Genomic DNA, 14,187 nt, shown 5'->3' with positions numbered 1-14,187 from the left:
TTCGCCGCGTGGATATGCCGTTTCATTCGGCGGGAGGCAGGAATAATCATGGCTGAAAATCCCCTATCCGCCGGCCCGGATCCGATCATTGCCGAGCAGGCGCACCTGGATCGGCTGCGCGCGGTAATCGACCGCCTCGAACGCGAGGAGTCCGGCCGGATCTCCGATCTGCTGGCCTCCCCGACCACCGATCTGACCGAGCGCGATGACCGCATCGCGCATCACGGCGGCCGCCTCGCGCGCCTGCGCGCAGCCCGCTTTGGCCTGCTCTTTGGCGCGATCCAGACCGAGGAGGGGGAGTGGTTTCGGATCGGGCGGATCGGCCTGGCCGATCCCGAGGGTGGCGCGCGCCTGCTTGTGGACTGGCGCGCCCCGGTCTCGCGCGCGTTTTATACCGCGACGCCGCTGCACCGCGATGGCATCCGCGCCCGTCGCCGGATAAGCTCCACGGGCAGCACGGTCACCGCGGTCTATGATGAACCCCTGATCCTGGAGGATCTGGAGGGGGCCGCCAGCGGCCCCGATACCGCGCTGATGGCGGCACTGGAACAGCCCCGCAGCGCCCATATGGGCGATATTGTCGGCACGATTCAGCGCGAACAGGACGCGATCATCCGCGCACCCCTCCCGGGCACCCTCGTGGTACAGGGCGGCCCGGGCACCGGAAAAACCGCCGTGGCCCTGCACCGCGCCGCGTATCTGCTCTATGAGCACCGCGAACGCCTGGAAAAAAGCGTGGTGTTGATCCTCGGCCCCACCCCAACCTTCCTCGACTATATTGGCCAGGTGTTGCCCTCGCTGGGCGAGGATAGCGCGGTGCTGATGACCCCGGGAACGCTTATGCCCGGATATGAGGCCACGGGCGTGGACCCCGAGGGGATCGCCGCGATTAAGGGCTCGCTGGAGATGGCGCGGGTGCTGAGCGACTATATTGCGCGCCTGCAGGTGCCCGCCGCGGAACCCTCCGTGATCTCCACCTCGGGCAGCGGCACCCTGCGGGTGACCCCCGCGGTTCTTGGCCGCGTGCGCACCCGCATCCGGAAGCTGGGCCTGGGGCATAATGCCGCCCGGCCGCGCTTTGAAACCGCATATCTGGCCGAGATCATTCGGCAGGAGAATCGTGCCCTCGCCGAGGTGGTTGAGTTCCTCGGGGATGCCGCCGAGCGTCGCCGGGAATGGGCCGCCGATCCCGCGGTGCGTGCCGAATTTGCCCGGCTCTGGCCCCTGCTGGAGCCCGAGGCCGTGCTGCGCGATCTGCTCTCGGATGAGCGCGCCCTCGCCGAGCTGATGCCCGGGCTGGGGGAGGAGGAGCGCGCACGCCTGCTCCGGGGGCGGGACGCCGAGCTGACCCCCGCCGATATCGTGCTGATCGATGAGCTCTCCGAGCTGCTGGGCACCGATCCGCGCCCCGCGGCCGCGGCCCGGGCCCGCGCCCGGCGCGCCCGCCAGCGCGAGATGGAATATGCCCACGGCGTGCTGGATATGCTCTCCGATACCACCGCGGAGGAGGGCGGCGGCGGGTCCTTCCTCGGCGTGCAGGCGATGGTGGACCGGCAGGCCGAGACCGATGATCGCAGCCCCGCCGAGCGGGCGGCCGCCGATCGGGAATGGGTCTACGGTCATGTGATCGTGGACGAGGCCCAGGAGATCAGCCCGCTGCTGCTGCGCGCGCTGCTGCGGCGCTGCCCCACGCGCTCGATGACGCTGGTGGGCGATGCGCATCAATATACGGCCTCCGCCGCGGGCTTCAGCTGGGAGGGCCTGCTGGCCCCCGCGCTGAAGACCTGGGAGATGCGCACGCTGAGCGTGAACTATCGCACGCCCGGCACGATCATGGAGCTCGCCTCGGCGCTGCTGGCGCGCTTCGCGCCGGGGGAGCCCGCGGCGGTCTCGATTCGCGAGGGTGCGCATGCCCCCAAGATTCACCGGGTGCCGCGCGCGGACCTGCCCGCCGCGGCGCGCGAGCTTGCGCGCGTGGCCGCCGCGGGCAATCCCGGCACGGTGGCGCTGATCGGCGCCCATCTACCCGCGCTGGGGGGCGTTTGGGTGGGGGACGGGGATGCCAGCAAGGGCCTGGAATTTGATACCGTGATCGTGGTGCTGGACCCGCCGGTGGACCCCGGGCCCGCCGATTGGGCCCGGCTCTATGTGGCCCTCACCCGGCCCACGCAGCGGCTGCACGTGGTGGTCCCGGAGGATCGGGTCGCCGGGCTGTCCTGGCTGCCGGGGCTCTAGCGCCGGCCCGGATCAGGCAAAGGCGGTGGACAGCAGCGCCACATTCACGCCCGTGCCCACAAAAATACTGAGCAGGGCATTGCCGCGCCAGAGCTGCAGTCCGATCGTGACGTTCAGCGCGATCAGCGTGGGCAGTACGTCCGGCGCGGAGGTCAGGTCCACCCCGCGCAGGCAGTACATCACGAGGATCACCATGATCCCGACCGGCAGATGCTCGGAGAGAAAAAGCACCGCGGGGCTGCGCCGCAGCGTGCCGATCACGGTAAACGGCAGCGCCCGCAGCGCCCAGGTGATGCCTCCCGAGATCAGCAGCGAGGCGAGGATATAGCCCGGGTTGCTCATGCCCGTACCCCCGCGCGGGCGCGGCGACACAGCAGGCCATAGCGCGCGAGCAGGCCCGCGGTGAGCAGCGCCATCGCGATGGGGAGCATATTCTCGGCGGAGATCAGCAGGGCGATCACCGCGGCGAGGAGGGCGATCACGGGGGTGGGGATATCGCGCTTGGCGCGGAATGCCTCGATCGCGAGCACAATAAACAGCGCGGTCAGGGTGAAGTCTAGCCCCGGCAGTTCCAGCCCGAGCGCGCCGCCCGCGAGCGCGCCCAGCGTGCCGCCGATCACCCAATAGGCCTGGCAGAACAGCTGCAAAAACAGGATCCGGGCGTGGGTCCAGTTTTCCTCCGGGCGCGCCGTGGTGATCGCATAGGCCTCATCGGTCAGGGCAAACGTGGAATAGGCCCGGCCCCAGCCTGGGCGCACCCGGTGCAGCGGAAAGGACAGGGCATAAAACACGTGGCGCAGATTCACCAGGAACGAGGTGAGCGCGATCTGCGAGAGCGGTGCGGCCGCGGCCACGAGCCCCACCAGCAGAAACTCCAGGGAGCCGGCATAGATAAACGCGGTAAATGCGGTGGCCCACCACCAGTCAAATCCGGCGTGTGTCATCAGCATTCCGAAGGCGAGCCCAAGCGGGAAGAGGGCCCCGCCGGCCCCCGCGCTATCCAAAAAGGCCAGCCGCGCGGCGCTCGCGCGGGGCCGGGTGGCAAGGACGGGGATAGGGACCGTGGTCGGTTCGATAGACACCTAGCAATATTAGGGAAAAATTGCCCTTATTTTGTACCTAAATTATGCGTAATATGGTCGTCATGAGCAATAAACTTACCCTCGACGCGATAGATCGTGAAATTTTAGAACTTCTGGCCCATGACGGCCGGATGTCCAATGTGGATCTGGCCCGCCGGGTGGGGCTCACCCCGCCCCCGTGCCTGCGTCGCGTGCGCCGCCTCGAGGAGGCCGGGATCATCTCGGGCTATGGCGCGCAGGTGGATTATGCCGCGATGGGCCGCGGTTTTGAGGTGGTGGTCTCCGTGGATATCGGGGTGAATGACCGCGCCACGATGGAAAAATTTGAGCAGGACGTCATCGGCATGGACGAGGTGGTGGAGGTGCGGCGCATGTTTGGCCGGCCGGATTATTATATTCGCGTGGCCGTGGTGGACTCGGATGCCTATGAGGGCTTCCTGACCGCAAAGCTCTCCTCGCTCGCGCCCGTGGTGCGTATCGACTCGCATCTCACCATGAAGCTCTTTACCGAGATCGCGCCCGAGGGTGAATCGCGCTCCCTGACCGGCCCGGTCTAGGCGTCACGCACGCTGCGCCACGCGGTGATGCTCACCGGGATATGGCCGGCCGCGAGCACCACCGTGGCGCCCAGCAGGAGGATCGAGCCCGACCAGGCCGAGGCGGCCGCGAACGCGGCAATCGGGGTCAGGGCCAGCGGGATCGGGACCGCGCCGAGCGGGCCAAAAAGCAGTGCCAGTGTGCGCCCGCCGCGCAGATAGCGCAGCCAGAGCGCCCAATAGCCGGCCACCAGCAGGACGGCGAGGATGAGCCAGGCCGGGCGGGTGCCCGCGGTTGCGCCGGATAGCGAAAGGAGTATGAGGCAGCCCATCTGCCCCGAGCGCTCGATGCCCTCGGCCACGGGGCTCGCGCGCATGACGCGGTCCAGGCTCTCGACCGGGGGGAAGCGCAGCAGGAGCAGCGAGGGTGCGAGGATCGCGAGCGCCAGCAATAGTCCCGGCGTGGAGAATACGGGAAAAAAATCCATGGCGCGGGGTCCCCCTCGGATCGGATCGGCCTGTGTCTAGCCTAGGGCCCGGCCATAAACAAAAGATTTCCCTCGCCAAACGCCCCCGATCACTGATATGTTGCATGAAACATCAAAGTGGATGTGCCGAAGGGAACACCGTGTTGAACTCCTCACCCGCGCTGCGGGTAGCCATGATCGGCGCCGGATTTATGGGGGCCGCGCACTCCCAGGGCTGGCGGGTTGCCCCGAGCTTTTTTGACCTAAACGGACCCGTGGAGATGGCCCTCCTGGTGGGCCGCGATCCCGAAAAAACCGCCGCCGCGGCCGAACAATGGGGCTGGGCCGAGAGCGGCGTGGACTGGCGCGCCGCGATCGCCCGCGAGGATATCGACATCGTGGATATCGTGACCCCGGGCGACTCCCACGCCGAGATCGCCCTCGCGGCACTCGCCGCCGGAAAACACGTGCTGTGTGAAAAACCCCTGGCCAATACCGTGGCCGAGGCCGCCGAGATGACCCGCGCCGCGGAGCGGGCCGAGGCCGCGGGCGTGCGCTCGATGGTGGGCTTCACCTATCGCCGGGTGCCCGCGGTGGCCCTCGCCCGCGAGCTGGTGCGGGCAGGACGCATCGGCACCGTGCGCCAGGTGCGTGCCTCCTATCTTCAGGACTGGCTCACCGAGGAGAGCGATCCGCTGGCCTGGCGGTTGCAGCGCGAGCACGCCGGCTCGGGGGCGCTCGGCGATATCGGGGCGCATGCGATTGACCTCGCCCAGTACATCACCGGGGATCAGATCGAGGGGGTCTCCGGAACCCTGCAGACCATCGTGCCCGAGCGGCCGCTGACCGCGGGCGGCAGCCACTACGGTCCGGTCACGGTGGACGACCTGGCGCTGTTTACCGCGCGCTTTGGCCCGGGCTATCTGGGCTCCTTTGAGGCCACCCGCTTTGCCACCGGACGCAAAAACTCGCTGCGGATCGAGATTGCCGGCTCGCGCGGGGCGCTCAGCTTTGACCTGGAATCCCTCAACGAGCTGGGCCTCTACGACTCCACCGAACCGGCCACCGAGCAGGGGTTTAAACGGATCATGGTGACCGATCCGGGGCATCCCTATCTGGAGGCCTGGTGGCCCGCGGGACACCTGCTGGGCTATGAGCACGGCTTTTCCCATCAGGCCCGGGACCTGGTGCTGGCCATTCGCGCGGGCGAGAACCCCGCGCCCAGCTTTGCCGAGGGCCTGCGCGTGCAGCGCGTGCTGACGGCGGTGGAGGAGAGCGCCGATAACGGCAGCGCCTGGACCACGGTTTAAACCCATCACCATCACGATAGCGAGGAAGGCAGCGTCATGACGCGACCGATCACCCTGTTCACCGGCCAGTGGGCCGATCTTCCCTTTGAGGAGGTGGCCCGCCTGGCCTCCGGTTGGGGCTATGACGGGCTGGAGATAGCCTGCTGGGGCGACCACCTGGATAGCAGTCGTTGGGATGACGACGCATATATCGCCGACCGGCTGGCGATCCTCAAAAAATATAATCTCGACGTGTATGCGATCTCGAATCATCTCACCGGGCAGGCCGTATGTGATGACCCGATCGATTCCCGCCACCGCGATGTGCTGAGCGATGCGGTCTGGGGCGATGGCGAGCCCGAGGGGGTGCGCCGCCGCGCCGCGGAGGCGATGAAGGATACCGCGCGCCTGGCCGCGAGGCTCGGCGTAAAAACCGTGGTGGGCTTCACCGGCTCCAGTATCTGGAAATATGTGGCGATGTTCCCGCCGGTATCGCAGGAGCTGGTGGACGCCGGCTATACCGATTTTGCGGACCGCTGGAATCCGATCCTCGATGTTTTTGACGAGGTGGGGGTGCGCTTTGCACACGAGGTACACCCGAGCGAGATCGCATATGACTATTGGACCACGGTGCGCACGCTGGAGGCCATCGGGCATCGCGAGGCCTTTGGGCTGAACTGGGACCCGAGCCATTTCATCTGGCAGGAACTGGACCCGGTGGGTTTTATCGTGGAATTTGCCGAGCGGATCTACCACGTGGACTGCAAGGACGTGAAGCTCAACGTGGGCAATGGCCGCAACGGGCGGCTCGGCTCGCACCTGGCCTGGGCGGATCCGCGCCGCGGCTGGGACTTCATCTCCACGGGCCGCGGGGACGTGCCGTGGGAGGCGAGCTTCCGCGCGCTGAACAGCATCGGCTATGCGGGCCCGATCTCGGTGGAGTGGGAGGACGCCGGGATGGATCGGCTCCTCGGCGCGCCCGAGGCGCTTGAGTTCATTCGACGCAATGCCTTTGCGGCCCCCGAGGCCGCCTTCGACGCCGCGTTCAGCGCGCGCTAAACCGGGGGAGCGCCCGGGTGGGGGACCCGGGCGCGGGCGGCACGGTGCGGGGATATTCAGCGCCGTGCCGCCCGCAGCGAGGCGGTAGAGGAATTATTCGGGTAGCGCGGTCGCCAGGTGCAGCAGCGGAAAGGGGCGTCCCTCTCCGTCGGTGGCCGAGCGCCCGATGCGGATAAATCCGCGCGCGAGATAAAACCCCACGGCCGCGGGATTCTCCTCGTTCACGTCCACGGTCAGGGCCGGGAAGCGGCCCCGGGCCTCGGCGAGCAGCGCGCTGCCCACGCCCCGCCCGTGCCAGGCCGGATCGATAAAAAGCATCTCCAGGTTTCCCGCGTGGGTTCCGGAAAAGCCCAGGATCTGCTCCCCGCGCTGCGCCACCGCGAGGGTCACCTGCGGGAAATAATCCCGCAGCAGCCGCCCCTCATAGCCGGCGATATCCGCCGGGGTCAGGAACGCATGGGTGGCCTCCACGGCCGCGCGCCAGAGGGGTACCAACTCGGGATGGCGCGCGGGATCGGGGTTCAGTACGATGCGGATCGGCGGGGAATTCACCCCAAAATCCTAGCAGTGGCCGGCTAGAGCGCGGCAAAACCGATCAGTCCCAGCGCCGCCACCGCGCCCAGGCCGAGGCGGATCAGCCGAGGCACGGTGCGCCGGCGGGCTCGCAGCCACGGCAGATTCGCCCAGCGCAGCACCAGGGCGAGCACGGCGGTCGCGAGGAAGGCCACCGCGAGGATCCACAGCAGCACGGGGGCCCGCGACCAGTCCACGAGCAGCGCGCCGGCCGCAAATACGGCCGCGACACCGAGTAGCTCGGCGAGTGCACCCACCCGGTCGCGCAGGCTAAACCGGCCCTGGCGCCAGGCCCGGAGCAGGAAGAGCGCGGAAAATACGGCCGGGAGGCCCGCAAGAATCAGATTCAGGACAGTCATTATTTTTCCGTTCCGGTGAGGATGTTATAGGCCACGGCGGGGTGCTGCGCGGCGGTATTGCTCAGGGTGATCACGCCGCGACCGGCCTCGCGGTCGAGCATCAGAAACGAGGAGAAACCGCCGGTCTGGCCGTTGTGCACGGTCAGGGTCTGGTCCGTTTCGGTGTCCAGGATCATCCAGGCCAGGCCGCCCTCCGTGCCCGGAACCGGGTCCAGCGCCGCCATACCCGGTGCGGTGCCCGCAAGCAGCGCCACCACATAGCTGGACATATCCGCGGCGGTTGAGCGCACGCCCCCAGCCGGAACATAGCCGCCGATGGCCCAGGCGTTCTCGTGCACACCCGTGGCGCTGAACCCGGTCGTGGCATTTTTGCCCTCCTCGCCCGGGAGCGTGGTGACGCGGGTATCGCCCATTCCCAGCGGCTCAAAGAGCCGGGTCCGGATCAGGTCGGCATAATCGATTCCGGCCGTGCGGGCCAGGGCCTGGCCCAGCAGCGCGGTCCCCAGGTTGGAATACACGTATTCCCCCGGGGTGGTCAGCTCTTCGGCGGTGGCCAGGGTGATCATTTCCGCGGTATCCACGTGATAGGGATTTTGGTGCCGCAGCGAATCGAGCAGCACCCCGAGCATCGAGCCGGCGTCCGTGGGTAGCCCGGGCAGGCCCGAGGTATGGGTGGCCAGATCGCGCAGGATCACGCCGCCCGCCGGGGTACCCAGCAGCTCGGGCAGGAGCTCCTCCAGGCGGTCGGTGGGCCGGACCTCCCCGCGGTCGATTGCGTCCTGGAAAAGCTGGGCGTTCATCGCCTTGGTGATTGATCCGATCTCAAACTCGGTATCGCTCTCGGCACCAAAGCCGGTGAAGGTCACGTTTATGCCGTCCACCACGGCCACGGCCGCGCGGTCCAGCGCGCCGGCCTCAAGAAAATCGGGGCGCAGCGATTCGCCAAGCGCGCGGTCGCCGGTGATCGAGGTGGAAAAGCTCGGGGGAGTGGGCATGGCCGCGATGCCGAGGGCCAGGACGGCGGCGGGCGCGAGGATCGCGGCGAGGATACGGGGAGGGGGAAATGCTGTCATGGTTCCAGCCTGGCCGGGGCCGGGCGGGCCGGGAAGTGTCGCGATGTCACGGCCACCCGTGACCGGTGTCACGGGTGCGTCGATTCGCGTCGCCGACCGTGACAGATGTCACTATCGCTAGGCTGGGCAGCATGACAGATACCGGGCACACCTGGGGCCCCGAACCGAGCGGGATCGCGCCGAGCGCACCCGAAGCGCGCGGCTCCGAACCGGAATCGGTGCGCACCAGCCGCAGCGACCTGGGCCGGGTGCGCCGCTATACCGTGGCGACCCTGTGGTTTGTGAACCTGTGTTTTGTGGGCACCCAGCTGCTGATCGCCACGGATTCCCCCGTGGACGCCCGGATCATCGCGCTCACGCTGCTGAGCGTGCTGAGCCTGATCAGCATGTCGCTGCTGATCCCGCGGCTGCTGCGGGACGAGCCGGAACCGCTGCCCGCGATGCTCTGGGTCCTGCTGGCCTCCGCCGCGGCCACGTGGATCCTCGCCAATATCGGGGAGTTCGCCGGCTGGAACTGGTCGATGACCGCGGCCGCCGGCGCGGGAATCGTGATCTGCCTGGTGCCCGCCTGGTGGCGCGTGGGAATCTATCTGGGCGCGATGCTGCTGATCGCGGCGGTGCGCCTCGCGGCCGTGCTGGCCGCGGGCGAGGACCCCACCCGGGCCGCGTTTACCGCGGAGGAGCCCACGTTTATCGTATTTGCGCTCTCGCTGATTCTGATCCCGCTCACCTATGTCTCGGTGGTGTGGAGCCTGCACGTGCTTGCGCGCATGGATCGCGCCCGCGCGCTGGCCTCCGAGCTGGCGATCGCGCGCGAGCGCCTGCGCTTCGCCACCGACCTGCACGACATCCAGGGTCATAACCTGCAGGTGATCGCGCTGAAGAGCGAGCTCGCTGAGCGGCTCCTGATCGCGGACCCCGCGGCGGCGGCGCGCGAGCTCGGGCAGATCCGCACGATCAGCCGGGAGGCGCTCGAGGATACCCGCGCCGTGGTGAATAATTATCGCACCGTGACCGTCGCGGTGGAGGCCCGCAATGCCGCGTCGATCCTGCGCTCCGCCGGCATCAACTGCACGCTGAATATCGGGGCCGAAAATATCCCCGAGCCCGCCGGGACCGTGCTGGCCGTGGCCATCCGCGAGGCCACCACCAACCTGCTGCGCCATTCCCGTGCCACGCGCGCCGCGATCACCCTGGACGCCGTGGACGGCGGCCGGGCCTATCTGCTGAGCGTGGAAAACGACGGCGCCTCCGCGCGCGCGGGGGGCGGCACGGGGCTGCGCGGGCTCACCGCGCGGGCCGCCGCGATCCACGGAAGCGTCCACGCCGAGCGCGCGGGCGGCACCTTCACCCTGACCGTGCGCATCCCCGCACCCGCCGAGAGGACCCATAACCGATGATCCGCATCCTGATTGCCGATGACGAGGAGCTGATCCGCGGGGCGCTGGTGGCGCTGCTGGGGCTGGAACCCGATCTGCAGGTGGTGGCCGATGTGGCCGATGGTGAGGCCGCCGTGGCCGCCGCGGTGGAGCATCGCCCCGATGTGGTGCTCCTGGATCTGGAGATGCCGCGCCTGGACGGCGTGGACGCCGCCACACAGATCCTGCGCCGGGTCACCACGCGCGCGGTGCTCGTGACGCGGCACGCCCGCCCGGGCACCCTGAAGCGCGCGCTGGGGGCGGGAATCAGCGGATTTGTGCCGAAGTCCACGCCCGCCTCCGAGCTCGCGCAGATCATTCGCGCGGTGGCCGGGGGAGACCGCTATATCGATCCGAGCCTGGCCGCGGCCGCGCTGACCGAGGCGGAGAGCCCGCTGACCGCGCGCGAGCGCGATGTTTTGAGGCTGACCCGGGAGGGGCTCTCCACCAAGCTGGTGGCCAAATCGCTGAACCTCGCGCACGGCACGGTGCGTAATCACACGTCCTCCGCGATGATGAAGCTACACGCCGATTCGCGCATTAGCGCGGCGGCGCTCGCATGGGAGCGCGGCTGGATTTAGCCGGAGCGGGGCCGCGGGGCGCCGCCGGGGCTAGTGCCCGGCGAGGGCAGCCTCGATGGCCGCGCGAATATCGCCGAAGGCCGTGAGATGCACGGGCTCATCGTTCACAAAAAACGTGGGGGTGCCGGTGACGCCGAGCATCTTGCCCGCGTCCATATCGGCGATCACACGCTCGCGCGTGGCGGGATCGGCCACCGCCGCATCATAGGCGGCCATGTCCAGGCCAAGGTCCTGGGCGAACTGCCGGAACGTGGCGGCCTCGCTGTCCTGCTTCTCGCCCCAGGTTTCCTGGCTCTCAAAGAGCAGCGTGGACATCTCATCCAGCCGGCCCTGGCCCGCGGCCGCCTCGGCGGCGAGGGCAGCGGTCATCGAGTTTTTATGTCCCGGCAGCGGGAAATAGCGCTGTACAAACGTGACCTCCCCGGCAAAATCGGTGCGCAGCTGCTCCACGATCGGGTGGAACGCGGCACAGGTCTCACACTCAAAATCGAGGAACTCCACCACCACGACCCGCTCATTGGGTGCGGAGGAGAGCACATGGCTGGACGCATCCACCGCGGAGGGCCGCGTCGCACCGGGCTCGGCCGCGGGCGCGGAGGGGCGGGTGAGGACGATCACGGCGAGCACGCCGGCGATGAGGGCGCAGAGGATCGCGGTGATCAGGGTGATGCGGCGGGCAGAGGGGCTCATGAGGGTGTCTCCGGGGGATCTCGGGGGCAGGGGAGGGCGGGGCCCGCGGCGGGGCCGGTTTCGGGCAGAAAAAACGCGCCCGCGCCTCCCATCCTCTCCCGAAACGGGAGCCGAGGGAAACGCGGGCGCGCGGGGCGCGTGGACCTAGCGGTCGTAGCTGCGACGCGGCGGGCGACGGTCGCCGCGGTCGTCGTCAAACGAGCGGCGGGCCGGGGCCCCGCGGTCGGGGCGGATCTCGATGAGCTTGCCACCGATGCGGGTATTCTCCAGGCGGCCCAGCACATCACCGGGCATATCGGCCGGCAGCTCCACGAGGGAGAAATCGGGACGAATCTGGATCGCGCCGAAGTCCTCGCGGCTCAGGCCACCCTCATTGGCGAGGGCGCCCACGATCTGGCGCGGCTCAACCTTCTGGCGCTTGCCCACCGCGATGCGATAGGAGGACATGGGACGCTCGCTGGAACGCGGGCGACGCTCGGGACGCTCGCTGCGGGCCCCGCGGTCATCGCGATCAAATTTACGCGGGCCGCGGTCATCGCGACGCTCACCCGTGCGGGCCGTGCGCTCGCGGTCGCGCTCGTCGCGATCGCGGCGCTGCTGGGCGCGCTCGTCCTCGGCCGAGAGCAGCAGCGGGGTCTCACCCTGGGCCACCACGGCGAGGGCCGCGGCCACATCGGCCTCGGGTACGTCGTGGTGCTCCACATAGTGGCCGATGATCTCGCGGAAACGCTCGATCCGGCTGGTCTGACCCAGCGCCTCGGTGATGGCGTCATCAAAGCGGGTGAGGCGCGTGGCGTTGACGTTATCCACGCTGGGCAGCTGCATCTGCTCGAGCGGCTGGCGCGTGGCGCGCTCAATCGCGGTGAGCAGGCGACGCTCGCGCGGCGTGACAAAGGAGATGGCCACACCGGAACGGCCGGCGCGACCCGTGCGACCGATGCGGTGCACATAGGACTCGGTGTCGATCGGGATATCGAAGTTCACCACGTGGCTGATGCGCTCCACGTCGAGACCACGCGCCGCCACATCGGTGGCCACGAGGATATCAAGCTTGCCCGATTTGAGCTGGTTCACGGTGCGCTCACGCTGGGCCTGGGCCACGTCACCGTTGATGGCCGCCGCGGAATAGCCGCGCGCACGCAGCTTCTCGGCGAGGGTCTCGGTCTCGTTTTTGGTGCGCGTGAAGATGATCATGCCCTCGAAGTTTTCCACCTCGAGGATCCGGGTCAGGGCGTCCACCTTCTGCGGGTAGCCCACCACCAGATAGCGCTGCGTGGTGTTGACCGAGGTGGTGGTCTTATTTTTGACCGTGATCTCTTCGGGATCGTTCAGGTACTTCTTCGAGATGCGGCGAATCTGGGGCGGCATCGTGGCTGAGAACAGGGCCACCTGCTTATCGTCCGGGGTATCGGCCAGGATGGTCTCGACGTCCTCCGCGAAGCCCATCTTGAGCATCTCATCGGCCTCGTCCAGCACCAGGTACTTCAGCTCGGACAGGTCCAGCGTGCCCTTATTGAGGTGGTCCATGATGCGGCCGGGGGTACCCACCACAACCTGGACGCCGCGGCGCAGCGCGGAGAGCTGAACGCCGTAGCCCTGTCCGCCATAAACGGGGAGCACGCGCACACCCTTCAGGTGGGCTGCATAGCGTTCAAACGCCTCGCAGACCTGAAGGGCCAGTTCGCGGGTGGGAGCAAGCACGAGGGCCTGCGGGGTCTTCTGGGTGGCATCGAGGCGCGAGAGAATCGGCAGCGCGAAGGCTGCGGTCTTTCCGGTTCCGGTCTGGGCCAGGCCCACAACGTCACGACCGGCAAGAAGCGGAGGAATGGTGGCGGCCTGGATGGCCGAGGGGGTCTCGTACCCGACGTCCTTGAGTGCCTTCAGTACGGCGTCATCGAGGCCAAGCTCGGTGAAAGTCTGTGCTGCGCGGGCAGTGTCTGCCTCGCCGTGCGGCGTGTTGTCAGGGGATGTCATACTCTAACGATAGTCGCTCGCGGCCGTCCCCGTGCGGCCATACCGTCCCGCTTTTTGATCAAAAATGATCCCGGGCGGTAATTGTGCTGACTGCAAACCGGGGTTTCCCGCGGCCACGGCCCGCCCCGCGACCGCGCCCGGGCCCGCAATTTACGCGGATATTTCCGCGAGATTCCGCGCAAAGCCGGGGGATTTTTGCAGGCGATGCGCCATCCGCTGCCGCCGGAACGGGGGACGCGCCCGGGGTCGGCCCGGGGTCGGGTGGGCGCGCCGGGCGGCGCCGATTTCTCTCCGAATGAGTTGCCCGGGCGCTGCGAGTTTGGGCGTGGGGTGTCGCCGCGCGGCCCCGGGATGTCCTATGCTGACCCCCGCGCACCGCCCCCGGCGGCGACGCGCCGGGGCGATCGGGGGCCCGAGGCCGGCAGGGGCCGCCCGTCCCGGCGGGCGCGGCGGGCGGGTATGCTGTGAGAATCACACGCTCCGGGAAAGGGGGAACACCATGCTTCGCGAGTTCGGAATCATCGGCCACTACCTCACGGTGCTGATGGACCAGTTCATCAACGCCCAGTCCCTCGGCGCGCTGGCCGCCACCGGCGTGGTGGGCCTGCTGATGCTCACGCTCACCCTGTGTGCAATGAAGGTGCTGCCCGCGATGGGTTTTATCGTGGCCTCCTCGATGCGCAACCGGCTCCGCCATCGCGAAAATAGCTATCGCGTTCCGAGCCAGAGCGATCCCAATGCGGCGGGTAAATCGCGTCCGCGAGCGCCCACGGCGCCCCTCGCGGTCGCCTAAGACGCCCCGAGCCTCGCGCTGCCCGCCCGGGTACGGCGTTAATCGGTGACCATACGGA

At 68.3% G+C, this 14,187-nt stretch carries 15 protein-coding genes; 7 read left to right on the top strand and 8 right to left on the bottom strand.

The genetic code is table 11. The annotated features are described in order from the left end of the window. The first annotated feature begins 48 nt into the window (after positions 1-48). On the top strand, positions 49-2,235 hold the full coding sequence (locus KXZ72_RS04240; protein WP_226082493.1) for a HelD family protein: 2,187 nt from the start codon (positions 49-51) through the stop codon (positions 2,233-2,235). A gap of 12 nt (positions 2,236-2,247) precedes the next feature. On the opposite strand, the gene KXZ72_RS04235 is transcribed toward KXZ72_RS04240, so the two are convergent. After that, complete coding sequence (locus tag KXZ72_RS04235) at positions 2,248-2,577, bottom strand: branched-chain amino acid transporter permease (protein WP_226082492.1); 330 nt, start codon at positions 2,575-2,577, stop codon at positions 2,248-2,250. Next, positions 2,574-3,317: an AzlC family ABC transporter permease gene (locus KXZ72_RS04230; protein WP_226082491.1), complete on the bottom strand. Its 744-nt coding sequence runs from the start codon at positions 3,315-3,317 to the stop codon at positions 2,574-2,576. The genes KXZ72_RS04235 and KXZ72_RS04230 overlap by 4 nt, the downstream gene beginning before the upstream one ends. A gap of 62 nt (positions 3,318-3,379) precedes the next feature. Here KXZ72_RS04230 and KXZ72_RS04225 point away from each other — a divergent pair, with 62 nt between their 5' ends. Next, on the top strand, positions 3,380-3,874 hold the full coding sequence (locus KXZ72_RS04225) for an Lrp/AsnC family transcriptional regulator (RefSeq protein WP_226082490.1): 495 nt from the start codon (positions 3,380-3,382) through the stop codon (positions 3,872-3,874). Here KXZ72_RS04225 and KXZ72_RS04220 read toward each other — a convergent pair. Then, a complete protein-coding gene (locus KXZ72_RS04220) occupies positions 3,871-4,341 on the bottom strand; it encodes a hypothetical protein (protein ID WP_226082489.1) in 471 nt (156 codons plus the stop codon). The two genes, KXZ72_RS04225 and KXZ72_RS04220, sit on opposite strands and share 4 nt — an antisense overlap. Positions 4,342-4,514: 173 nt before the next feature. On the opposite strand from KXZ72_RS04220, the gene KXZ72_RS04215 reads away from it, so the two are divergent. Continuing rightward, positions 4,515-5,630, top strand: coding sequence for a Gfo/Idh/MocA family protein (locus KXZ72_RS04215; protein ID WP_226083428.1), 1,116 nt, complete (start codon positions 4,515-4,517; stop codon positions 5,628-5,630). 36 nt (positions 5,631-5,666) lie between these two features. Next, complete coding sequence (locus KXZ72_RS04210) at positions 5,667-6,668, top strand: sugar phosphate isomerase/epimerase family protein (RefSeq protein WP_226082488.1); 1,002 nt, start codon at positions 5,667-5,669, stop codon at positions 6,666-6,668. Between the two features lie 93 nt (positions 6,669-6,761). Here KXZ72_RS04210 and KXZ72_RS04205 read toward each other — a convergent pair whose 3' ends face one another. From KXZ72_RS04205 to KXZ72_RS04195, 3 genes are read right to left on the bottom strand one after another with little or no spacing between them, the layout of a single operon-like run. Then, complete coding sequence (locus tag KXZ72_RS04205; RefSeq protein ID WP_226082487.1) at positions 6,762-7,220, bottom strand: GNAT family N-acetyltransferase; 459 nt, start codon at positions 7,218-7,220, stop codon at positions 6,762-6,764. A gap of 23 nt (positions 7,221-7,243) precedes the next feature. After that, positions 7,244-7,600, bottom strand: coding sequence for a hypothetical protein (locus KXZ72_RS04200; protein WP_226082486.1), 357 nt, complete (start codon positions 7,598-7,600; stop codon positions 7,244-7,246). After that, complete coding sequence (locus KXZ72_RS04195; RefSeq protein WP_226082485.1) at positions 7,600-8,673, bottom strand: serine hydrolase domain-containing protein; 1,074 nt, start codon at positions 8,671-8,673, stop codon at positions 7,600-7,602. The genes KXZ72_RS04200 and KXZ72_RS04195 overlap by 1 nt, the downstream gene beginning before the upstream one ends. A 131-nt stretch (positions 8,674-8,804) precedes the next feature. Between KXZ72_RS04195 and KXZ72_RS04190 the strand changes: the two genes are divergently transcribed. After that, positions 8,805-10,073 carry a sensor histidine kinase gene (locus KXZ72_RS04190; protein ID WP_226082484.1) on the top strand — a complete coding sequence of 423 codons (1,269 nt, stop codon included), beginning with the start codon at positions 8,805-8,807 and terminating at the stop codon, positions 10,071-10,073. After that, positions 10,070-10,672, top strand: a complete 603-nt coding sequence (locus KXZ72_RS04185; RefSeq protein WP_226082483.1) for a response regulator transcription factor — start codon at positions 10,070-10,072, stop codon at positions 10,670-10,672. Before KXZ72_RS04190 ends, KXZ72_RS04185 begins: the two co-directional genes overlap by 4 nt. A gap of 30 nt (positions 10,673-10,702) precedes the next feature. On the opposite strand, the gene KXZ72_RS04180 is transcribed toward KXZ72_RS04185, so the two are convergent. Together KXZ72_RS04180 and KXZ72_RS04175 are read right to left on the bottom strand one after the other, a co-directional pair. Further along, entirely contained in the window at positions 10,703-11,362 is a 660-nt protein-coding gene (locus tag KXZ72_RS04180) for a DsbA family protein (protein WP_226082482.1), read from the bottom strand. Between the two features lie 144 nt (positions 11,363-11,506). Continuing rightward, positions 11,507-13,336 (bottom strand): DEAD/DEAH box helicase, encoded by a 1,830-nt coding sequence (locus KXZ72_RS04175; protein WP_226082481.1) that lies wholly within the window; start codon positions 13,334-13,336, stop codon positions 11,507-11,509. Positions 13,337-13,835: 499 nt separating this feature from the next. Here KXZ72_RS04175 and KXZ72_RS04170 point away from each other — a divergent pair, with 499 nt between their 5' ends. Beyond that, entirely contained in the window at positions 13,836-14,129 is a 294-nt protein-coding gene (locus tag KXZ72_RS04170; RefSeq protein WP_226082480.1) for a DUF6412 domain-containing protein, read from the top strand. Positions 14,130-14,187 lie beyond the last annotated feature (58 nt).

It is taken from the genome of Mycetocola spongiae (assembly GCF_020424085.1).
Classification (GTDB): Bacteria; Actinomycetota; Actinomycetes; order Actinomycetales; family Microbacteriaceae; genus Mycetocola; species Mycetocola spongiae.
The sequence above is the reverse complement of the archived record's forward strand: the minus strand, read 5'-3'. Positions and strand labels throughout refer to the sequence as shown.